Origin of the sequence: Gordonia sp. IEGM753 (genome assembly GCF_050321825.1) — a bacterium.
In the GTDB taxonomy this organism is placed as follows: Bacteria; Pseudomonadota; Gammaproteobacteria; order Pseudomonadales; family Pseudomonadaceae; genus Aquipseudomonas.
This window is the reverse complement of the sequence record NZ_JBNQGB010000001.1, coordinates 1,015,632-1,036,818: the sequence shown is the minus strand read 5'-3', so window position 1 is coordinate 1,036,818 and position 21,187 is coordinate 1,015,632. Positions and strand designations below refer to the sequence as shown.

General features: G+C 53.1%; 22 protein-coding genes and 1 tRNA gene. 12 read left to right on the top strand and 11 right to left on the bottom strand.

What is annotated here, in order from left to right:
* Nucleotides 1-28: 28 nt before the first annotated feature.
* From ACQR3R_RS04845 to ACQR3R_RS04830, 4 genes are all read left to right on the top strand, one after another.
* The gene (locus ACQR3R_RS04845) at nt 29-1,654 is read left to right on the top strand and encodes an aldehyde dehydrogenase family protein (protein ID WP_428270874.1); all 1,626 of its coding nucleotides are present in this window, start codon (nt 29-31) and stop codon (nt 1,652-1,654) included.
* A 16-nt stretch (nt 1,655-1,670) separates the two neighbouring features.
* On the top strand, nt 1,671-2,741 hold the full coding sequence (locus tag ACQR3R_RS04840) for an FUSC family protein (protein ID WP_428270873.1): 1,071 nt from the start codon (nt 1,671-1,673) through the stop codon (nt 2,739-2,741).
* Nucleotides 2,742-2,900: 159 nt separating this feature from the next.
* Nucleotides 2,901-4,910: a hypothetical protein gene (locus tag ACQR3R_RS04835; protein WP_428270872.1), complete on the top strand. Its 2,010-nt coding sequence runs from the start codon at nt 2,901-2,903 to the stop codon at nt 4,908-4,910.
* Between the two features lie 106 nt (nt 4,911-5,016).
* Nucleotides 5,017-6,189, top strand: coding sequence for a hypothetical protein (locus tag ACQR3R_RS04830; RefSeq protein ID WP_428270871.1), 1,173 nt, complete (start codon nt 5,017-5,019; stop codon nt 6,187-6,189).
* Here the strand turns inward: ACQR3R_RS04830 and ACQR3R_RS04825 are convergent, their stop codons facing one another.
* Nucleotides 6,190-7,083, bottom strand: coding sequence for an EamA family transporter (locus tag ACQR3R_RS04825; protein WP_428270870.1), 894 nt, complete (start codon nt 7,081-7,083; stop codon nt 6,190-6,192).
* 136 nt (nt 7,084-7,219) lie between these two features.
* Between ACQR3R_RS04825 and ACQR3R_RS04820 the strand changes: the two genes are divergently transcribed.
* Nucleotides 7,220-7,657, top strand: coding sequence for an Lrp/AsnC ligand binding domain-containing protein (locus tag ACQR3R_RS04820; RefSeq protein WP_428270869.1), 438 nt, complete (start codon nt 7,220-7,222; stop codon nt 7,655-7,657).
* A 65-nt stretch (nt 7,658-7,722) separates the two neighbouring features.
* On the opposite strand, the gene ACQR3R_RS04815 is transcribed toward ACQR3R_RS04820, so the two are convergent.
* Nucleotides 7,723-8,394 carry a Bax inhibitor-1/YccA family protein gene (locus ACQR3R_RS04815; protein ID WP_129393287.1) on the bottom strand — a complete coding sequence of 224 codons (672 nt, stop codon included), beginning with the start codon at nt 8,392-8,394 and terminating at the stop codon, nt 7,723-7,725.
* A gap of 122 nt (nt 8,395-8,516) precedes the next feature.
* On the opposite strand from ACQR3R_RS04815, the gene ACQR3R_RS04810 reads away from it, so the two are divergent.
* The 3 genes from ACQR3R_RS04810 (at nt 8,517) to ACQR3R_RS04800 (ending at nt 9,683) form a co-directional block, all read left to right on the top strand.
* Nucleotides 8,517-8,604: transfer RNA gene (locus ACQR3R_RS04810), tRNA-Ser, on the top strand.
* 206 nt (nt 8,605-8,810) lie between these two features.
* Nucleotides 8,811-9,026: a hypothetical protein gene (locus ACQR3R_RS04805; RefSeq protein WP_428270868.1), complete on the top strand. Its 216-nt coding sequence runs from the start codon at nt 8,811-8,813 to the stop codon at nt 9,024-9,026.
* 237 nt (nt 9,027-9,263) lie between these two features.
* On the top strand, nt 9,264-9,683 hold the full coding sequence (locus ACQR3R_RS04800; protein WP_428270867.1) for a VOC family protein: 420 nt from the start codon (nt 9,264-9,266) through the stop codon (nt 9,681-9,683).
* A gap of 326 nt (nt 9,684-10,009) precedes the next feature.
* On the opposite strand, the gene ACQR3R_RS04795 is transcribed toward ACQR3R_RS04800, so the two are convergent.
* Nucleotides 10,010-11,551 (bottom strand): MFS transporter, encoded by a 1,542-nt coding sequence (locus tag ACQR3R_RS04795; RefSeq protein ID WP_428270866.1) that lies wholly within the window; start codon nt 11,549-11,551, stop codon nt 10,010-10,012.
* Nucleotides 11,552-11,726: 175 nt separating this feature from the next.
* On the opposite strand from ACQR3R_RS04795, the gene ACQR3R_RS04790 reads away from it, so the two are divergent.
* On the top strand, nt 11,727-12,587 hold the full coding sequence (locus ACQR3R_RS04790) for a LysR family transcriptional regulator (RefSeq protein ID WP_428270865.1): 861 nt from the start codon (nt 11,727-11,729) through the stop codon (nt 12,585-12,587).
* 174 nt (nt 12,588-12,761) lie between these two features.
* On the opposite strand, the gene ACQR3R_RS04785 is transcribed toward ACQR3R_RS04790, so the two are convergent.
* Nucleotides 12,762-13,412, bottom strand: a complete 651-nt coding sequence (locus ACQR3R_RS04785; protein ID WP_428270864.1) for a hypothetical protein — start codon at nt 13,410-13,412, stop codon at nt 12,762-12,764.
* Nucleotides 13,413-13,420: 8 nt separating this feature from the next.
* Nucleotides 13,421-13,882 carry a helix-turn-helix domain-containing protein gene (locus ACQR3R_RS04780; protein WP_428270863.1) on the bottom strand — a complete coding sequence of 154 codons (462 nt, stop codon included), beginning with the start codon at nt 13,880-13,882 and terminating at the stop codon, nt 13,421-13,423.
* Between the two features lie 291 nt (nt 13,883-14,173).
* Between ACQR3R_RS04780 and ACQR3R_RS04775 the strand changes: the two genes are divergently transcribed.
* Nucleotides 14,174-14,803, top strand: a complete 630-nt coding sequence (locus ACQR3R_RS04775; RefSeq protein WP_428270862.1) for a LysE family transporter — start codon at nt 14,174-14,176, stop codon at nt 14,801-14,803.
* A 133-nt stretch (nt 14,804-14,936) separates the two neighbouring features.
* On the opposite strand, the gene ACQR3R_RS04770 is transcribed toward ACQR3R_RS04775, so the two are convergent.
* A complete protein-coding gene (locus tag ACQR3R_RS04770) occupies nt 14,937-15,863 on the bottom strand; it encodes a LysR substrate-binding domain-containing protein (RefSeq protein ID WP_428270861.1) in 927 nt (308 codons plus the stop codon).
* A 154-nt stretch (nt 15,864-16,017) separates the two neighbouring features.
* On the opposite strand from ACQR3R_RS04770, the gene ACQR3R_RS04765 reads away from it, so the two are divergent.
* Nucleotides 16,018-17,223, top strand: a complete 1,206-nt coding sequence (locus ACQR3R_RS04765) for an MFS transporter (RefSeq protein ID WP_428270860.1) — start codon at nt 16,018-16,020, stop codon at nt 17,221-17,223.
* Nucleotides 17,224-17,456: 233 nt separating this feature from the next.
* A complete protein-coding gene (locus tag ACQR3R_RS04760; RefSeq protein ID WP_428270859.1) occupies nt 17,457-17,981 on the top strand; it encodes a phospholipase D-like domain-containing protein in 525 nt (174 codons plus the stop codon).
* A gap of 203 nt (nt 17,982-18,184) precedes the next feature.
* On the opposite strand, the gene ACQR3R_RS04755 is transcribed toward ACQR3R_RS04760, so the two are convergent.
* From ACQR3R_RS04755 to ACQR3R_RS04735, 5 genes are all read right to left on the bottom strand, one after another.
* Entirely contained in the window at nt 18,185-19,105 is a 921-nt protein-coding gene (locus ACQR3R_RS04755; RefSeq protein WP_428270858.1) for a nitronate monooxygenase, read from the bottom strand.
* 283 nt (nt 19,106-19,388) lie between these two features.
* Entirely contained in the window at nt 19,389-19,529 is a 141-nt protein-coding gene (locus ACQR3R_RS04750) for a DUF4113 domain-containing protein (RefSeq protein ID WP_428272595.1), read from the bottom strand.
* 377 nt (nt 19,530-19,906) lie between these two features.
* Entirely contained in the window at nt 19,907-20,410 is a 504-nt protein-coding gene (locus tag ACQR3R_RS04745) for a lysis system i-spanin subunit Rz (protein ID WP_428270857.1), read from the bottom strand.
* The gene (locus tag ACQR3R_RS04740) at nt 20,407-20,724 is read right to left on the bottom strand and encodes a ubiquitination-like system serine protease family protein (RefSeq protein WP_428270856.1); all 318 of its coding nucleotides are present in this window, start codon (nt 20,722-20,724) and stop codon (nt 20,407-20,409) included. The genes ACQR3R_RS04745 and ACQR3R_RS04740 overlap by 4 nt, the downstream gene beginning before the upstream one ends.
* Nucleotides 20,721-21,146 (bottom strand): hypothetical protein, encoded by a 426-nt coding sequence (locus ACQR3R_RS04735; RefSeq protein WP_428270855.1) that lies wholly within the window; start codon nt 21,144-21,146, stop codon nt 20,721-20,723. Before ACQR3R_RS04735 ends, ACQR3R_RS04740 begins: the two co-directional genes overlap by 4 nt.
* Between the last annotated feature and the right edge of the window lie 41 nt (nt 21,147-21,187).

Genomic DNA, 21,187 nt, shown 5'->3' with positions numbered 1-21,187 from the left:
TATGGCTTACATCACACGGAGTAGCGAGATGACCACAGCACCTATCCTTGGCAACCTGTTTCCTGACGCCGACAGCATTCCACAGCAGTACCGTATCGAAGGTCAGACCGAGCAACGTGACTACCTGGTCGATGGCGAACTCAGAACCTGGTCCGGGCCGCTCGCCCAAGTACGCAGCCCGGTTTACCTGAGAGGCGAACACGGCGATGAACAAGTCATCCTCGGCAGCACGCCACTGCTGGATGCCGACACCGCCCTCACCGCACTCGATGCTGCGGTGCGCGCTTACGATCGAGGCCAGGGTTTGTGGCCAACGATGCGTGTAGCCGAACGCATTCAGCACGTTGAAGCGTTCTTGCGCCGGATGCGCGAACAACGTGAAGCCGTGGTCAAGTTGCTGATGTGGGAAATCGGCAAGAACCTCAAGGACTCGGAAAAAGAGTTCGACCGTACTTGCGATTACATCGTCGACACCATCAACGCCCTAAAGGAACTCGACCGCCGCTCCAGCCGGTTCGAACTTGAGCAGGACACACTGGGCCAAATCCGTCGCGTACCACTGGGCGTGGCGTTGTGCATGGGGCCTTACAATTATCCGCTGAACGAAACCTTCACCACGTTGATTCCGGCATTGATCATGGGTAATACCGTGGTGTTCAAACCGGCGAAGCTCGGCGTGCTGCTGATTCGTCCGCTGCTGGAAGCGTTCCGCGACAGCTTCCCGCCGGGCGTGATCAATGTGATCTACGGCAGCGGCCGCGAGACGGTCAGCGCGCTGATGGCCAGTGGCAAAATCGATATCTTTGCGTTCATCGGCACCAACAAGGCTGCCAGCGACCTGAAAAAACTGCACCCGAAGCCTCACCGCTTGCGTGCCGCATTGGGTCTGGACGCGAAGAATCCCGGCATCGTGCTGCCCGAGGTGGATCTGGATAATGCGGTCAACGAAGCGGTCACCGGTTCTCTTTCCTTCAATGGGCAACGTTGCACCGCACTGAAAATCCTTTTTGTTCACGAGGACGTGGTCGAGTCGTTTATCGAGAAATTCAACGCCAAACTCGCCACGCTCAAACCGGGTATGCCGTGGGAAAGCGGCGTGTCGCTGACGCCATTGCCGGAGTCGGGCAAGGTCGACTATTTGCATGCCTTGGTGGCCGATGCCGAAAGCAAAGGCGCGACCGTGGTCAACCCGAACGGAGGTGAAGCGCGTGCTTCGTTCTTCTACCCCGCCGTGCTGTACCCGGTGACGCCGCAGATGCGCGTGTACCAGGAAGAGCAATTTGGCCCCGTCGTGCCGATCGTGCCTTACCGTCACCTGGACACAGTGATCGATTACGTCCTGGAATCGGACTTCGGCCAGCAACTGAGTATCTTCGGCACCAATCCGGTCGCAGTCGGCAGGCTGGTGGATACGTTCGCCAATCAGGTCGGACGCATCAACCTCAATGCCCAGTGCCAGCGCGGCCCGGACACCTATCCGTTCAACGGGCGCAAGAACTCCGCCGAAGGCACACTGTCGGTACATGATGCATTGCGGGTGTTTTCGATTCGCACGCTGGTGGCCACCAAGTTCCAGGAAAGCAACAAAGCGCTGATCAGCGAAATCATTCGCGGGCGCGACTCAACGTTCCTGACCACCGACTACATCTTCTGAGGGCCCACGCCTGAGCATGTTCAAAACCAATCGACTGCCACCGCTGCTGCGTCGAATATTACGTCCGTTGCTGGACCCGTATCGGCGCTATCGCCACGCCAAATTGATTCACGCGGTGCGCGTGTCGCTTGGATTGCTGGCCACAATCCTGCTGACCACCGGCATCAATCTGCCTCACGGTGAGTGGGCGTCGGTGACAATGCTGGTGGTGATTGGCGGTCTGCAACATCATGGCAACATCGGCAAAAAAGCTGCCGAGCGCGCCATCGGCACCTTGATCGGTGCCGGTGTCGGGCTGCTGCTGGTAGCGCAACAAGCCTGGATCGGCATGCCATGGCTGACTTATTTCGCGATGTCAGTGGTGTGCGGATTTTTCTCCTATCACGCCATCGGCAAGGGTGGTTACACGGCGCTGCTGTCAGCAATCACCGTGTTTATCGTGGCGGGCCACGGCGACAATCAGATAACCGATGGGTTGTGGCGCAGCGTCGATATTCTGATCGGCATCGCCCTCGCCCTGGCCTTTTCGTTCGCCTTGCCGTTGTACGCGGTGTATTCCTGGCGCTACAACCTGGCCGACTCATTGCGCGATTGCGCCACCCTCTATGGACGCATCATCAACGGCCAGCCCGTGACCGATGACGAGCACCACAAACTGACGGGTCGCCTGAATACGGTGATGGTGCAACTGCGATCATTGATGCCGTCGGTGTCCAAGGAAGTGAAGATCTCCATGACCGAGTTGGATGCCATTCAACGCAATCTGCGGATGTGCGTCAGTACCCTGGAAATTCTCGGCAACACCCGACCGGACGCCAACGATCCCGACGCGATGGCCAATTTGCAAACGACCTTCAAAGCCGAACACCGAATGATTCGGGTGCAACTGATCGGGATGGCCCGAGCACTGAAAACTGGCGCTTCGCAACGCCTCAATCGCCCGATCGAGCTCCCGCCAGATTCAAGTCTGGACGCACCGGTCTACAGTCCGCTGGACGGTTACCGTTTATTGATCCTGCAGTTCGCGGCGAATATCAGCGAGATGCGCCAGCGATTGGCTAAGACGGCGCCGAGATGGAATATCTGAGTCTGTAAGCTAAACATACGATCACACACAGCAAACTATAATGTTTATTGAAAGAAAATTTTAAACTAACGCTATGAGCTTTATCTGATAGCCGACCTTATACCAACCCCTAAAATCACTCATTCAAGAAAGGAGCAACACCCACAAAGGAATTAAAGGATGCCCAACACTAACATTTGCAGCTTTACCCCCCCTTCGCGATCATTTACATATATAGAAGCGCATACAGCCGAAGAAAAAAAACGTTTTGTCCTGGACGCTACAAACAAGATACTTTATGTACTTCAGGCCACTCATAACACGACAGCACCCCTGTTTGAACTTAAACCACTGAGTATGCATGCGGCGCGAACAATGGGCATACGCTGCGTGGATCGTATGATTCACTGTACGACAGAGATGACAAAAAACCCCAACCTTACCGGCACCATTATTGCTCAGTTCAATTCAAGCACGTCGATCCCTAATCGATTTCGCGCCATAACTGATTTAAACAGCTCTGAGCGCACCCACTACAAACAGCTGTCCAACCTTGATCAAACACAAACCTTGCGTCTTAATCTTACATCGCTCATTGACCACGACCTAAGACCTCAGGTTGAATTAATTCTCAAAGAATGGGAAACCTTTGGCGTCTCCGCAAGCGAAGTAGACATGCCCTCCTACATCGCTTTCAAGCCTTTTTACGATGAAGTAATGGCCTGCCACGCCGTGGTCAAACCTGATTATTCAAAAGTCGACTTTGCCACCCAAAACATAAAACCTGACATCACAGACCCTCGCTGCCTTGATGCCAAATTAACGCCACTGCAACTATTTAAAGCGGCGTTTCAATTGGGTGATATTCCCGCCGTCTCTAATTTTCGCTTCATGGACAATCCGGCAAGCAAAGACGATGGGAAGTATAGAGAGTGGATGTTCCACGTTGACAACAGTAATTACGCCGCCGAATTCAAACTTATTACCACACGTATAACCGGCACCTTGGAATCAAACACAGAACAGTGTTTAGCAGCTTTCCCCTATGAAACTCACCAAACCATCCGGTTTACCAGCTCCGAAGCTGCCACAAAATTTCCGACCCTGGAAAATCTGGAACAGGAATTTCGTGATGTTCCAGGAGCGCGATATATCGTTATTAAAAACCCGGATAGCAATACACCGATAGAAACCGGCATTCGTACCGAAATGATCGCACATCATCGCTCGGCGAGTAATAAGGATGGGCTGGATACGGGTGAGTCCAGGAGTGCAGAGCTGATGACTTTTCATGGCCTGGAACGTTGCCAGCCATTTCTCTCACCTCAGGAACTTGAAACCGCTGGCCATCTCTCACCCTTGCAAAACTTTGTGCTAGGTGGATTTAGAGCCAGCACACCGGAAAAATTCATGGAGTTTATGACGTTAGAAAAGGGAGCGTTAAACTCACAGATCAGAGACCTTATCGACCGCAACAGCGTTAAGGCACTCGACAGCATTACGGCGGCACTTTTCAACAGCTCAGGTAACGTCGTTAAAAACCCTGCTTTATTTGAAAAGCAAATGAATACTTACGACAAACTACCTCAGGTCATTGAGCAGATCCCTCGCTTGATCCAGGACAGTGCGTGGCGTAAAGATACCGTGCTGGAAATCGTTCCGCTGTTAATGAACTTCGATCAAAATGCAGAATTAAAACCGGACTGTTCCGAGAATAAAGCCTTTCCTGCCCGCACTCAAATCAGAGAAAGGACCAATGAGGCATTTCACGGCCCACTGAGGCGCGATCTTGAGCAGGTCGTTTTCAGTTCCCGCCCCAATTATCTGCTCACGATGGACACGCTTATCAAAACGGTCAGCAATCTTCATGACTTCTACGAGGACCATACTGCACAACTAAAAATAGCCTCCCCTGAAAACAAAAATATTAACTTATTTAACAGCAGGGCAGCATTGGCGAATGAGTATATTAGCCAGCTGCCATTACGGGCGACTCTGCCGGAGACTCACCAAACACTTCTGCTCTTTATCTACTATATGATCGATGACCTCGCCGGCGTCACTCAACTGCTGTCCGACAGCAATGTCGACATTGACTTAACTCAACTTAACTCGATAAATCTCGCAAAACCAATGATCCTGCAACATTTCATCACTCATCGCCTGTTGAATGACAGTCTCATCGACTGAGGCGAACTAACCCCTAGAATATGGTCGCTCACTCCACACTTCTGACTTTGACACGATGATAAGCACACACTACAGGTATACTGTAAACGGATTTAATACACTTACCGTGAGCGACCAGCCGCACACAGCAAAACTCACCCATAAAAAGAGCGACGAAAGCTTTACTGCCATGAATAGTGTGCGAGGCGCGGGAGGAGGCATTGAAAAGATGACTCACCCACTCGCCACGCCCGGCGAGGCAGATAACCTTTCACCGTATATGATCGATTTATTAGGCGAAACATCAGCAGTAATATTTGCCGAAAAAGTCTTGCAAGCTCCCAGGCAGCGCTTTCTTGATAGTTTGGGGATTGATGACACACAGAAAAAACAACGCATGACTAAACTGCAGTCGGATCGAGAATCAAATTCCAGATTTTACAATCACACAGCACCACGCCCGCTGTTATTAAACGGCTCGCATTTTATGGAACAGGAGCCCACCAGCCCTTACTTTTTTAATCAAAAAATCATTACCCCTGACTTCCTAAGACCGCAGCATCAACAAAATGCAATCAAGCTCGACCTGCTGCAATGCAAATTCAGAGACGACAGCGAGCTTTACTTTGATGAACAACCCATCAGGGAGCTGGAGTCGTATAACCATTCCGTTAACGCGCACGAATCCCATCGGCGCAGCGACATGCGAACACATAACCGCACGGAGTACTTCAATGAAATGATTGAATACCTGAGTCAATCAGGCAGCCCTGGCGACTTCATCGTGCAGAACTCACTCGAAGCCAGTTCCGACAAAAATATGCCTCATTTCCAATACATTCCGGGCAATGTTTCGCTTCCTCTATTTGCCCATGCACCTGAGCATGATCAGCGCCACGGTGCTGACTCACTGAACTGGTACCTGCCCACCGTCCGACAAAGCATCGACTTACAACAAGCCTGCTGGCCGCAGGCGGCAGCTCAACTACAGGCTGTATGCCTGAATCTGCTGGCACATCACAACATCAGCACAACCCCTTACATGCGGGTGCTGGACGAGCAGCAAATAGAAATATTTCTTTTATTCAAAAAAGATTGTTCCGCGGAGTGGAACATGGCGCCAACAGATATCAGGAACGCTCCAGGATGGCTTGAGTCCAGTGGCGTATTTATCGCCAATAGCGAAAAAGCGCAGGTATTCAATGCCCTCGGCAGCGAGGGTTACTACTCCACTCACCGGGTCACCGGGGACAAACTGGCCGCCATCGAAAATGCGTTTGGCATCCATACATTCAGCTAATTATGGTGCAATAATCCGACGACTTTTCAACCCCCAGCCCTGTTGCATGCCGGCGGCAGCCAACAAGATCGCCGCCACGCCTATCCACTGCAGCGGCTGCAGGCGATGACCGAACGCAAACCAATCAACGAAAATGGCCGCTATCGGGTAAATAAACGACAGCGCTCCCGTCAATGCCGTTGGCAGCTTTTGAATTGCGCCGTAGAGCAGCACGTACATCAAACCTGTGTGCACGACACCCAGGGTGATCAAACTGGCCCACGCACTCGGCGCTTCGGGTAACGGCGAGAAGTGCGCAAACGGCGCGAGCAGCAAAACACCGGTGCAGACCTGAATCAGGGCAATCAAATGCGGTGGCGTGCCGGTCAGACGTTTGATCATCAACGCTGCAATTGCATAAAGAAATGCAGCCCCCAACGCCAGGGCGATGCCCATCAGGTAATCACCGCCGCTCTCGCCCTGCCCGCCATGGGCACTGACAATTGCCAACATGCCGACAAATGAAACGCCCAGCCAGAATAGTTTTTGCAGGGTTATTTTTTCATTGAGGAACACGGCTGCCAGCCCCACCAGCATGAACGGTTGAACGTTGTAGACCGCGGTGCCGATGGCAATCGAGGCTCGGGAGTAAGACGCAAACAGCAGCACCCAGTTGCCGACAATCGCCACGCCGCTGAGCACGGCCAACAAGAACGTGCTGCGAGTCAAAATACCCTTGCGCAGAAAACCGAATGCCGCACAAATCAGCAATAAAGTGCCAGCACCCAATACGCAGCGCCAAAACACCACGTCCAGCACCGGCTGCCCGGACACCAGCACAAACCAGCCGATGGTGCCGGAAATCAACATGGCGGCGGTCATCTCGAATGACCCGCGTCGCAAGGTGTTATCCATTGCTCAGACTCCTGTTTTAGAGCGCAAAGTATGACAATCGGGGCGGAGCGTTCTCCAGCGCAAAAATCAGGTTAAACTCGTTTTCTGCCTTTTTTATCAAGGTTTTTTTGATCAATTGCCTAATAGAGGTTTTGCCATGACTGACGACATCGATCAGGTGCTGATCAGCGCATTGATGGAAGATTCGCGACGCTCGCTTAAGGCCCTGGCGCACGTCAGCGGGTTGTCGTCGCCCAGTGTCGCCGAGCGTCTGCGTCGCCTCGAGGAGCGTGGTGTATTGAAGGGCTACACCGTCGAGATCGATCCCAAGAGCTTTGGCTATCAACTTCAGGCCATCGTGCGCATTCGTCCACTGCCGGGGCAGTTACAGGAAGTGGAGCGGCAGATTCAGGCCATCCCGCAGTTCACGGAATGCGACAAGGTGACCGGCGATGACTGTTTCATCGCCCGTCTGCATGTGCGCTCCATGGAACAGCTGGACACCCTGCTCGACCGCCTTAATACCCACGCGGAAACCAACACCGCCATCGTCAAGAAAACACCGGTTAAACGACGATTGCCGCCCATGGCGTGAGTGATAATCAAATCGCAGACGAAAAAAAACCCGCCGAAGCGGGTTTTTCATTTCAAGCATGTCGATCAGTCATCGCGACTCATGATGCCGAAGATCTGCAACAAGCTGATGAACAGGTTGTAGATCGATACATACAGGCTAATGGTTGCCATGATGTAGTTGCGCTCGCCGCCCTGAATGATGGCGCTGGTCTGAAACAAAATGCAGACCGAGGAAAACAGCACAAAACCTGCGCTGATTGCCAGTTGCAGACCGCTGATCTGGAAGAAGAAGCTCGCCAGCGTGGCACCCAGCAGCACGAAGAAGCCTGCCGTGATGAAACCGCCGAGGAAGCTCATGTCCTTGCGGGTAATCAGCACATAGGCCGACAGACCGCCAAACACCAGCGCCGTCATCGCGAACGCCGAGCTGACAACTTCAGCGCCGCCCTGCATACCCAAATAGCGGTTGAGGATCGGGCCAAGCAAGAAACCCATGAAACCGGTCAAGGCAAATGCCGACACCAGGCCCCAAGCGGAATCGCGAAGTTTGTTGGTAAGGAAGAAAAGCCCGTAGAAGCCGATCAGCACCACGAAAATATTCGGGTAGCCGACACGCATCTGCTGGGCCACGAACGCCATCACGCCGCTGAATGCGAGGGTGAGAGCGAGTAAGCCGTAAGTGTTGCGCAGGACGCGGCTAACCTCTAGCTGCTCAGCCTGCACGCCGTTATTAACTGCGTAATCCTGTTCGCGCATGGCGACACTCCTGTTGGTTTGTAACGTTCAGTCGCAAAGATCATAACAGACGCTCTGTAACAAGCTATGCAGAGAGTTTGACAGTGTGTTTCATTCAGGTATTATGGCGCCCGCAACGCAACGGAGGTGTGGCCGAGTGGTTTAAGGCAACGGTCTTGAAAACCGTCGACTGTAACAGGTCCATGAGTTCGAATCCCATCGCCTCCGCCATATTTGTACCGACAAAGCCCTGATTATCCAGGGCTTTGTCGTTTCTGGGGTTTGGGGAAATTCATGTTTTTTTGCATGCGTTACAAAACTTTTTGGTAACCGTTACAAAACTTTTCTGATTTGCCCCCTTCCCGGCGTCCTGCCGATCATAAAATCTCCTTCATGTAACTCGATGCTACCCTCACCTCTTAACGGAGGATTTCACCTTGCCAAACTCACATTCAGACCTACTCCCTTCCCTGCTCTCCAAGATCTACGAAAACCAGCTCGCCCTCGAAGCAGCGATCATGGAGCTGACGCTTCGGGCCGAGCAAAGCGGCGCGACAGAGGTTGGCGGAAATGTAAGAGGCGCCCTGTACACCATCGGTCATAACGAAGAGTTCATCAAAATGACGCTCGCCGTAATGATGACGCCGGAGTAAAGGGCTGCGGGCAGCTATCGGCCAAAAGCATACAAAGTGTTAAATGCGATGTAGCATCCAAATGTCGAAAAGACGGGCCGGTATGGTTAGTCCGGCTGTTCCCTCGGGAGTTCTGCGTTGGCATTAGTCCAACCCCACGACCTTCACCTAAATTAGCGAGCTCGGGATGGTGGTCGTGTGTCCGCTCCACGGCGACCCCGTTTGGTGATGTTCACTTCCTTTAAATTGGAGAGCGTCATGCAGGCTAGAATTTCTGTTCTTACCCTCGGCGTGGAAGATCTCGAACGCTCCGTCAGGTTCTACCGCGACGGGCTTGGCCTAGCCACGGAAGGCATTATTGGTACTGAGTTCGAGAACGGTGCTGTTGCGTTTTTCGATCTGCACGGTGGAATTAAACTTGCCTTGTGGCCGACGAAAAGCATTGCCTCGGATACCGGATTACCGCTTCAGGCAGGGAATGTTTGCTCAACGATCGGACACAATGTGTTTTCCAAGGATGAGGTCGATACGGTTCTAGAAGAAGCGAGGAAAGCCGGAGCAAAGATAGTCAAGCTGCCGGCAGAAACGTTTTATGGAGGATATGCAGCATATTTCGCTGATCCGGATGGGCATTTGTGGGAGATCGTGTTCAATCCGAAAATGCTTCCAATGCTGTAGTAGGTAATGTGCTCAGTAGCACAAAATTCGCTGCCCATTTCGGAGCGGACATGGTCAGTTCGCCCATGTCCGCCACAATATCGAAAGCTGTCGTTCCTCAGGGAATGCTTTCGGCCGATTCTGTTGAAAAAGTCGGCCATGGTTTCCACGGCAGAAAAGTACGCGCTAGAGATTGAAGTCTTTACTTTGAGCGAGGGTTCCGAGCTAAGATTTCGCGTAGCTGCGCGCAAAAAAAGGGCGTTTTCAGCAGTCAGTAAGGGGGGCAGTCTGGAAGGACCGACTTTTTCAACACGCTCGGCCAAAAGCAGCCGCCCGGATAACCGTCATTACTGAGAATGAACGGCCTTGCTCGAATGAAAGACCCAACAGCTCGCCGCCACGAGCAGCCAAGCAGCGATACCGCCATAAAGCATCACCCAGCCAAACCCATGCGCCAAAGCTGTATTAGCGACATCGACCGCAATCGCAGTCCTCTGGCCAGTCTGCGTTAGCACGGCAGCGTTGCCGGCAGAGAGACTCTGCGCCAGCGACCTCAATTGCACGTCATCGGGCGAGCCTGGTAACTGACTGCGTAATGAAGACAGAATGCCTTCCACTAAGATGAATCCCATCAGCGCAATATTGACTGCAAGACTGATCATACGGGCGCTGATATCAATGCCGGAGGCCATGCCAGCACGTTCACTAGGTACTGATCCGGTGGTGGTATTGGTAACAGGCGTGTTGGTCAGCCCCAGTCCAATCCCCGCGATCAGGCAGCCGGGAAGCATCGTCAGCCAGCTGGCATGCGTGACACTGCTGCCCCATTTCATCAGCAGGAACCCCAGACCTATGGTGAACAAACCTGCGGGAATCACCACTTCAGGTCGATGGCGCAACGCCAGCCGTTCGCCTAACGGTGGGACAACCAGCGTCGGCAACGTATACGCCAACAGTGCCAGACCGGTGCCGACACTGGCGTAGCCCAGGCCATTTTGAAAATACAGAGGCAGGTAGACCATGAATGGCCAGAAGCTGAAGTTCATGCCTGCCGACCCTAGCAAAGCACCCGAAAAGCGGCGTATCCGCAATACAGAGAAGTCGAACATGGGATCAACACAGTGTCGCTGCGCAACGACAAAGACGATGAAGCTAACCATTGCCACAATCAGGCCGGTGATCGCCGAACCGCCGGTGAAATCCATTCCGGCTCCCTGAGTGATGAACCAGGAAAGACCCAGCACGGCCAGCGACAGCGAAATAATGCCCAACACATCCAGCCTGCGACGCTGCGGATCGCGTGATTCATCGACACCGGTGCTCACCAGCACCAGCGCGAGCACCGCAATGGGCGCATGCACCAGAAACACCCATTCCCAGCTCGACATTGCCACGATGGCAGCGCCGATAATCGGCCCAAACCCCAAACCAATACCGAACACGATTCCCCAGGCACTGAACGCGTTGCTGCGCGCAGCTCCCGACTGGAATCGGTGAGACAGTACGGCCACCTGACAGATCAGCATGGCTCCACCGGCCATACCTTGCAGGGATCGGCTGGCGATCAACACATCGGCGCTGTTCGCCCAGCCACAGCCCAGAGAGGCCATACCGAAAAGCACCAGGCTAATGATAAAAACCCGCTTGCGCCCATACCGATCCGCCAGCGTGCCGGTGGCCATCAGCACCGTGGTGCAGGCGATGGTGTAGGCATTCATGATCCACTGCATATCGTTAAAATCGCTGCCCAGAACCGATTCAAGTGTGGGCAGGATTGCCGGCACGCTCGAGATTTCCAGGCCGAACATCAGCGATGCCAGGCAAACGGCGGCTATTGTGAAAACATCTTTTTGCGAAGAAGAGAACTGCATAGTGATCTTCCAGATCAAGTTGATGGGCACCGGCAAGACCACTCTGAGCACTATCAGGGGGCAGACACGACAGCATCGCCAGCGTTACCAGACATAAATTCCAAGTGACCGGGCGCATTCTGGAAGTAATTAAAAAATGACAGAAGTGATTTAATTTCGTAAGTTTTATTAATATTCGTCATGAGTTGGCTAAATGGACTTCGATCCCGCTCTGTTGCGTGCTTTTGTTGCAATCAAGGAAACCGGTAGTTTCACTCGGGCCGCAGAGCGGCTGCACTTGAGCCAGTCAGCGATCAGTCATCAGATCCGCCGTCTGGAAGAACAGGCAAGTACCACGCTACTGGTGCGCACCACTCGACGTTTGACGCTGACAGAAGATGGCGAAGATTTTCTGCGCCATGCCGAACACGTCCTCAGAGCGCAAGATGCGCTCTCCAAGCGTTTCGAAGCGTCATCGGTATCCGGGGCCGTGCGCTTCGGCGTGCCAGAAAACTTTATCGGCGACGGCCTGCCGCCGTTGTTAAGTCGGTTCGCCAGACAATTTCCCGCAGTACGTCTGGATGTAACCGTTGGCACCTACCTCGATCTGCGCGCGCTGGTCGATGCCGACGGGCTCGATCTGGCCGTGGTCATGGCATTACCCGGCGGTCCGGCCGGCGGTACCGTGTTGCGCGAAACCCAGTTTGTCTGGGCCGCGGCGCAGAGTTTCGACTTTACCGGCGACTCCCCGTTGCCGCTGGCGTTTGCACCCGCGCCCTGTGTGCACCGCCAAGTGGCCATAGAAGCATTGGAGCATTCCACCGTGGATTGGCGGGTCGCCTTTACCTCTCCCAGTCAAAAAGGACTGCGCGCAGCGGTTTTGGCGGGGCTTGCCGTCACTGCACTACCGCTGGGAGATCTAGAGCCCGGCATGGTCGTCATCGACGGTCAATATGGCCTGCCAGCGTTGTTGGATGCTGACTTCAGACTGATCTGGAATACCGCAGGAAAGACGCCTGCGGCCGATGCATTTGGGCAACTGCTGGTAGAGATGTCTGAGTTGCCATTGATCTAGAACAAGCTGACTGCCCTAGGCATTCCAGGCCATGTGCCCGGTTAACGGTGAATGACCGCTTAGGGTCGACTGCTGCCTGTCACGATAGCTAGAGAACGGCCAGCAGCGGCCATTCGGGCGTATTCACATAGGACTGTAGGTGGCTAAAACGATACCCACTCCTGTCAATATTCGTTAAGTAACCAGAACTCCATCTTCATTATAAATTAATTTTCGTCCACCTTTGGTATGAGCAATTAGAAGTTTTTCTACCTCATCAAAGCTGTAGCTGTTCACGACATCCATTTCTGGTGTCACGCAGAATAACTCAGCCCCTTTTTCTAGATCGAAAAGAAAAATCTTATCCGCATGCCCGGTTAGATCTTTCACCGCGCTAAAGTTGGTCTTACAAAACGCGAACCTCCCATTTCTTGAAACACCACTATCTACAATAGATGCCGTCAGCTTTTTTATAATGATTGGATCACCCTTGCAATCAAAAACATTGAAAACTGCTGAGCCTTGCTCTTCGACCCAGCTTTCAAGACTAAACGTTCCATTATCTGCTATAGAACCTTTGTTAGGCCTAAGCATTTTTCCACGAGCAGTTACTATATCGGCTGTGAGGTCAGCCAATAAAAACTCCCCTACACCCCTGCTATAAAATGATTTTCCAACGTCTTTAGAATATGGCAGCGACCAAGACAGAGCCCAATTTTTTAACCTAGATAGACGATATAGCCCTTGATAATTAATTGATTCAATGACAATTAGGGGTCTACTGAATACAATCATACGCGTTGTTTTTTCCGAGTTGATTTCGGAACTGACCGGACTTTTCTTCATAAAGTCATTCACTCAATGTGATTGGCAGTATGTAATCGAGCACCCGTAGTAATGTAGTGAATGTCAGCCCCCAAGGAATTTATGTTTGCCAGATAATCGGCTTTGGGGATTCGCACTCCTCGCTCATATTTATACTGAGCATCAATATTCACGCCACCAACGGCTCCAAAATGTTGTTGAGTCATCTTCAGCTTGACACGCTCCTCACGTAACCGACTGCCAATAGTGCTTGGGCCCGTTCCGACAATTTCCCTAGACGCCTGCCTGGTCACACTTGCCTGTTTATAAGCTTCATCAATCTCCGAAGTGATGTCCTGAACAGCCTTTAACGTGTCCCGAATGCGCTTGACAGCTTCAACTCCACCAAATTTTTCAACAATGGTCAGTAGCCCCTGCAGAGCCCCGTCAAAGCCTCGTTGGTTAGTGTGCAAGCGTTCAATTATTTCTGCTAAAGCATGCTTTGTCGGCATCCCGCTTCCTCATGTGCATGAGGCAGAATCCTAGCAGTGATGAATGGAGAGTAAAAGTGATCGGGGGAAACTCGGCTGCCATCTTAAATGCATGATCATTGGGTCGATAGCTGCCATTCGCGACAGGCCGCAATCGGCCAATAGCAGCCGCTCGAACTTTTTTCACCATGCTGTCGAACGGATTTTGCCTCTCCACACCATACTGTTGCGGCCAAATCCATCCCCACTGTATCTGCTTCTGCCTAACTACTACCGGTTAGCATCACTCCTCACCCAAGGAAGTATTGCTCTATGCCGGACGCCACTAACCTCTACCTATTCATTGCCGCCGCCTTGATGTTACTGATCGTGCCTGGCCCTAACATGGCTATCGTCAGCAGCCATGCAGTTGCCCACGGTTGGCGCGCCGGCCTCGCCGCAGCACTAGGAATAACCCTGGCCGATGTTCTGATGACCGTCATGGTTAGCGCAGGTCTCGGTGCGCTGGTGATGAGTTGGGCGCCGGCGTTTGACTTGCTACGGTGGGCTGGGGCTTGTTATCTGATGTGGCTGGCCTGGCAGGCATTGAAGACCCCTCCTGCGGACACTGATACTCAAGCTATACAGGCTTCGTTTCGGAAGATCCTTGCCCGAGCCACGCTCAACAGTCTGTTAAACCCTAAGGCGCTGTTGTTCTTCATGGTATTCCTGCCGCAGTTCGTCAGCGTAGGTGCCAGCAGCGTCACCTCGCAATTGATGTTCTTAGGTTTGTTGCTTGCGCTGATCGCATTGATCTTCCATTCCCTGATCGGATTTTGCGCCGGACGGCTGCATGGGCGCCTCAGCAAAGGCATGATATCTAAACGCCTTGGTGCTTATGGCTTCGCTGCGGTAATGATAGCGCTGGCGACCCGTTTACTGCTGCTCAACCGGCCGCTTTAAAGGGTCGAGTCACACCGATTTGGCAAAATACTTTCCTTGCCTATCCGCACCGTCGAATACCGTGACCTAGACGAGATGTCCACTATGGGTCGTTTTAAGCCGGTCGCGACAGGCTGAAATCGGCCATAAGCGGTCATTGGATTTTTCTAGCAAACGGCACCAAACCAGCGGCAAGAGCTTCCAATAATGCACTGACCTTAGGAAGCGCCTGACGGCTCTTTAGCCAAATCAAATTGATCGCCTGGCCATCGGTTGCCAACTGGGGAAGCACCTCAACCAATGTCCCCTCTTCAAGCTGACGTTCGATCAACCATGACGGTAACTGCGCGATCCCGCATCCCGCCGATACCGCGATCGCCAGACCTTCGCCATCTCCAACAACGAATTTTGCGGCTATCGCCCTGCGTTCAATTTCACCCGGATGCTTTCCTGAAAAACTCCAAGGGCTAACCGTACCATCCGCCCAGCCGTAAGCGATGCACTGATGATGTTCCAGGTCGCGATCGGTCAAGGGCGTGCCGTGCTTACTCAAATATGCGGGAGACGCACAAAAGATATGCCACTCACTGCCCAGATAGCGGTGCCCCAATGTGGCGGGCCAAACGTCCGAACCACCGATGCGCACGACGATATCGACACCTTCCTCGATAGGGTCGATGAAACGGTCGGAAAAAGAAATGTGCGGCAGCAGCAGCGCATGTTCCTGGGCAAATCGCAGGATAATCGGAAGTGCCTGCAGGCGGCCGAATGCACCTGGAATGTCAATGCGGATCCTGCCACGAGGCTCAGTGTTTTCGGCAAGTAGGGATAGCTCAGCCTCTTCGAGCTCAGCCAGCACGCCTGTGCATGTGCGATAGAACGCAATCCCCGCATCCGTCAGTGACAAGCTTCGAGTTGTTCGATGGAATAACCGAGTCCCAAGCCTGCTCTCCAATCGAGCTATTCCTTTGCTGACTGCCGAAGCCGTCAGACTCATCCGCTCGGCAGCGCCTCTAAAGCTGCCAGAGTCGGCAACGCAGACAAATACATCAATGCCCTTTAAACGTTCGGAGGAAAACATGGACGCCCCGCATTCATGAATTGAGTTCTGTCGATACGATAAAAAACATCATAAATGAGAACATAATTCCCCAGTAAGCTTGACTCGCGCATCAATCACCACTTTGCGACTGACAAACACCATAAAAAACAACCTGCTGAAAGATGAGGCAAGGATGCTGACCACGCTAAAAAACTATCCGACAACAATAAATTTGCTGCTATCGGCGTCCCTGATATTGACCCTGGCGCGAGCAATCACCCTACCCTATCTGGTCATTTACCTTTCCGGCAGTTTCAGCCTGAGTGTCGCCGATGTCGGCCTGGTTATAGGCAGCACACTGATCATTGGGTCGTTATTGAGTCTTTACGGTGGTTTTCTGGTCGACAAGATATCCAGTTACCGGCTGATCCTGGCCTTCAGTGGCGTGTTCACGCTGGGGTTTCTCGGGACGTTTCTGGCTCGCGACCTTTGGCTGTTCTACAGCTGCCTGGTACTGATCAACCTGGCTTATGCGGTCATTGATATCTCGGTTAAATCAGGATTTGGCAGCCTGCTTCCCGTCACTGATCGCGGCGAAGTTTTCTCGATCAAATATACGCTGACCAACATCGGGTATGCCGTCGGCCCGTTTCTTGGCGCTGGCATGGCCAAACTGGATATCAGCTTGCCATTCCTGTTATCAGCCGGGCTTGGAGCAGGATTCTTCTTCATCTATTTCGTTTGGGGCAATAGAGACCTGAACGCCACCGATTCAGCTCAGAAACCAGTACCGTTTCTGGCCGTAGGAAAATTGTTACTCCAGGATTATCGGTTGGTGTGTTTCACTCTTGGTGGGCTGCTAAGTGCGGTAGTTTTTGGCCAGTTCACCGCTTACCTCTCGCAGTATCTGGTGGTCACTACGACACCAGAATCCACCTACCAGATCATCAGTACAGTTGTGGCGACCAATGCGCTGATGGTGATCAGTTTGCAATACTCCATAGGCAGGAAGATCTCTCACAGGCATCTGAATCTGTGGCTGGTCGCGGGACTGAGTATGTTCATGATGGGGTTGGCGGGTTTTGCCCTGTCGACCTCTATCCTGCTCTGGGTCATTTCCATGGCCATTTTTACGGTCGGCGAGATCATCGTATTCCCCGCCGAGTACATGTTCATCGACAAGATCGCTCCGGACAACCTGCGCGGCATGTATTACGGAGCACAAAACCTGTCCAACCTTGGCGCGGCGCTGGGGCCGGTGCTTTGCGGAATCGTATTGGCGACTCAGCCTCCCCACTACATCTTCTATATGCTTGCGCTCTTCATTGTTGCAGGTGGAATGTTCTACTTCCTGGGAGCTTCCAATTTGAGCGCTATCACGGATATGGATTCTGATTGAAGGGCAGCAATATGAAAGACAGTGACGAATCAAAAGATCACCTTATCAATGTCCGCTTTGGGTCGACTGCTGCCTGTCACGATAGGTAGAGAACGGCCAGCAGCGGCCAGAAGCAGTCAGTCGGACGCACTTGGAAAACTCGTTCAATTTGCCTCAGGCGGCAACTCAGGTAACCTCAGGTTTAGCAGGTACAAATGGGTGCCTGAGCACACGACACAAGGTCTTTTCGAACAATGAGATGGCAATACATAGCACTGACCGCCCTGCTCAGCTTCCCATCACTTTCTTGTGCAGAACCCAATATCCAGGTTGGTTTTTCTCCGGAAGGCACGGCGAGAACACTGGTTATTGAAACGATTACAAGTGCCAAGCACAGCATCCAGATGCTGGCCTATGCGTTTCAGGCTCCCGACATAATGCAAGCACTGGTGGAGGCAAAGGACCGTGGAGTAGACGTACGCATAGTGATCGACAAGAAACGCAACTTAGGCAAGACAAGCAAAGCGGCCATGAATTTTGTGACCGGCAAAGGAGTGGAGTTGCGGACCAACGACCAGTTTCACCTTCATCATGATAAGACAATCGTGGTCGACGGAAATATCGTCGAAACGGGCTCCTTCAATTTCGCGACGTCCGCAGAAACATCCAACTCCGAAAATGTTGTAGTCATTCGCGATATGCCAGAGGTTTCCCGCCAATATATTGCACACTGGCAATCGCGTTGGGATCTTGGAAAACCTTACCTGCGCAGTAACTGATGAGATACATCGTATAGCCGTTTTCCAATCCAAAGCCGCGCTTCACAAAGGGCGGCTCTAGGTCGATTTAGCCTTTCGCAACAGACAGAAATCGGCCAAAAGCAGTCATTGCGTTACTTTCAGTTTCGACCTGCGCCAAGCATTTATGCACCTTGCGCTATGTCGAGCTGAGATCCGCTAAACTCTGTGGAGCCCCATGCTCATCAACTTTTGAGTGCCTCGGCGTACTCAGCTTTCAGGCGCCGCGCCAGCTCGGCAACCGGGGGCACATCGTCGATTAGTCCGACGCCGTGGCCAGCCGACCAGATGTCGCGCCAAGCGACCATTTTTTCTTCATGTTCGACCGAAATCTCAGGGGTAGGCACTCCTTCACGCCAGTCCAGCTCGGACCGAATCAGGCTTTCCCGCAAAAAGTTAGCCCCAATTCCGGTCACCTTGTTGGTGTAAATTACATCGGTTGATTGCGCATCAAGGATCATCTGCTTGAAACGCGGGTCGGCATTAGCTTCTTCTGTGGCAATAAAGCGAGTGCCCATGTAAGCGAAGTCGGCGCCCAGCACCTTGGCCGCACGGACTTGACGGCCGTCGCCCATAGCGCCACCGAGGGCGATGCAGCCTTTAAATTTCGCCCGTAGCTGGCTGACAAAGGTGAAGGGATTGAGTGTTCCTGCATGGCCGCCACCGCCCGCGCAAATCGGAATGATGCCATCAACACCTGCTTCAATCGCTTTCATCGCATGTTTCATATTGATGGCGTCGTGAAAGACCAGTCCACCGTACGAATGCACTGCCGCAACTACCTCAGGTCTATGGCCCACGGCAGTGATGACCAAGGGTACCTTGTGCCGAATGATGGTGTTGAGATCTGTCTCCAAGCGCTCATTCGACTTATGCATGACCAGCATGACACCGAATTTGGCGGCAGCCTTTCCGCCCAACGCGCTCTCGATTTCGTTAAGCCAGTCGTCAAGCTGAGTGGGCGTCCTGGCATTCAGAGCAGGGAAGGTACCAATGATGCCTTGCTTGCAGGTTTCAATTACCAGCCGAGTACTTGATACGAGGAACATTGGCGCGGCAATGACTGGAATCTGCAGACCTTCTTGCAGGATGGCGGGTATAGCCATTATATAAGTTCCTTGCGGATGCGGGGTGGTGGCTGAGACATTGCTGCCCCGAGCGAATCATTCAGGAACCCTACCCACACCGCCGGTCATTTCTGACCGTTCGCCTGTCTTTCCAAATAAAGAGAGCTTACGCGGACGATCCACCACTCCTGCAGACCAACGCGTTCAGCGCATTGAGCTGTATTCATCCGCAGAATATTAGTCGCTCAGCCAGTTATTGAACGTCAACAAAGGGTCGGAAACGTTCACTAGCCGGATTATGTCGTGCCCTAGCAGCGCTCCATCAAACACATGACACCTTCCATAACTGGTCAAGCTTGGTCGTGTAGCTCTGACTCATCATTTCCCGGCGCATGCCCCAGTCGGGATTGGTGGGCACACTGGCGGCGCGAAGCGTTCCCCTACCTTCACTGCGACATCCAATACATCACCGATACTACGACGATCACCCAGGTGAGGGTCAGCAAGAACGAGAGTCCAGCGAGTTGCTTGTTCATTGGACCAGATCGATTTGATGGCTGCAGATGCGGATTCAGCTGCAAAACATCGAGAAGGATAGCCCAAGCCTCAGTGAAACATTCTGTTACCTCACCGATTTGGCACAGACAGCGGTAGCGGGTTCAATGGGCGTTTCTTTGCAGGGAGCTGAATATGCCTATCAGTCTAATGGTTTTGTTGGTCGTCTTCGGAGTTGTCGTCGTTGCCGTAGGCGCCAGAATGGACTTGAAGAACCACAAAAAGGAGAAGGCAGCACGCGAAGCTCGGAATGAGTCCGGTCGATAATCCCGTCCTAGCTCGCGCTCACCGACTGCAGACTTCGGCCACGTAACGCTGGAGCGCCTTCAAGGCTGCTTGATCAGCAATGATCCCGGCGCGGATATCGAAAACAGTTGATCCAGAAGCTGCAGAGAGTTCGACGGTTCCTGCATCGCCCAGGCTGGCGGCACTGGCGGTGCCGGACACGTTCCTATTACTGGCACGACAACTTCCCGCGATGCGCAGCCGGCGAGCAGAGTCAGCAGCAGCGCGGCGCAGTTTTTCGTTTTCGGCGAGATCATCGGTTTTTTCCTTTTGGTGCTTCTGGTCGAGGGCGGCAAGTGCTTGTTCGGCGGCCTGCTGTTTTTCAACTGCCTGCCTAGCCTGAGTGGCGCCAGCATTGGCGATCTTCGTTAGATCTGCCTGACGACTCGCCTCATTGGTCGCGATGATCTGACGGTAGCTGTTGGCCTGCCACATCCATGCGCCAGCCGTCCCGATCAGCAGCGCAGCTACATAAGGAAGGATGCGCAGCCAGATGGAAGTCATGCCTCATCCTCCCAATCAGGCAGGTCGACGGTATAGCCGGCCAGTGCATGCGTGCAGTCACCCAAGAACTGGATGCGGCCGTCGGTCACAAACGAATGGCAAACCCTCGGGCCGTCCGACCAGTTGTATCGGACGAGAACCGACGGCGTGAACGTCGGTGACTCTGCATTGCCGTTGTAGCCCCAGCGAGGACCAGTTCCAACCCCAGTGGAAATGCCGTGGACCATGTCGCACCCAGGGCACTCAAAGAAAAGATCGCCCTCCTTGGCCTGAGCCAGCACCCGCGACAACCTGGTAAAGCCGGTACCGCTCACGTCAGCGCCCTCCGCACACCTTCGGCCAATACCGAATCCGGATAGGCATAGCCGGCGTTCTCGTGATGGATAATGGCTTTGACAAAACCCAGCATCACAGTGGGGCTAGTCAGATCGATCTCGGCACCAGGCTTAGTGCCGGTATTGGCTTCGACAGCTCGCACGTAAGCGGCGGTGTCGTTCTCTACCGAGGGCGCCCAGCGGCTTATGATCGCCTTCACGGTCTTCAGCCCGTGTTTGCGCTTGTATGTCAGCAGCACCTTGCCCAAAGCACGAATACCGTTTTCCGGTACATCGAATCTCGCAAACCGCTTCTCGATAGCGGGGTCTAGTTTGAGCTGGCCCTGCCACTGGTTGGTCGGACTGTAGTCAATGTTTCCGGGGTTACGATTGCGAACCCCGCGAGTTTCATTTGCAGGCATCACTTTTCTCCAGGCAAAAAAATACCCGCTCAATCGCGGGC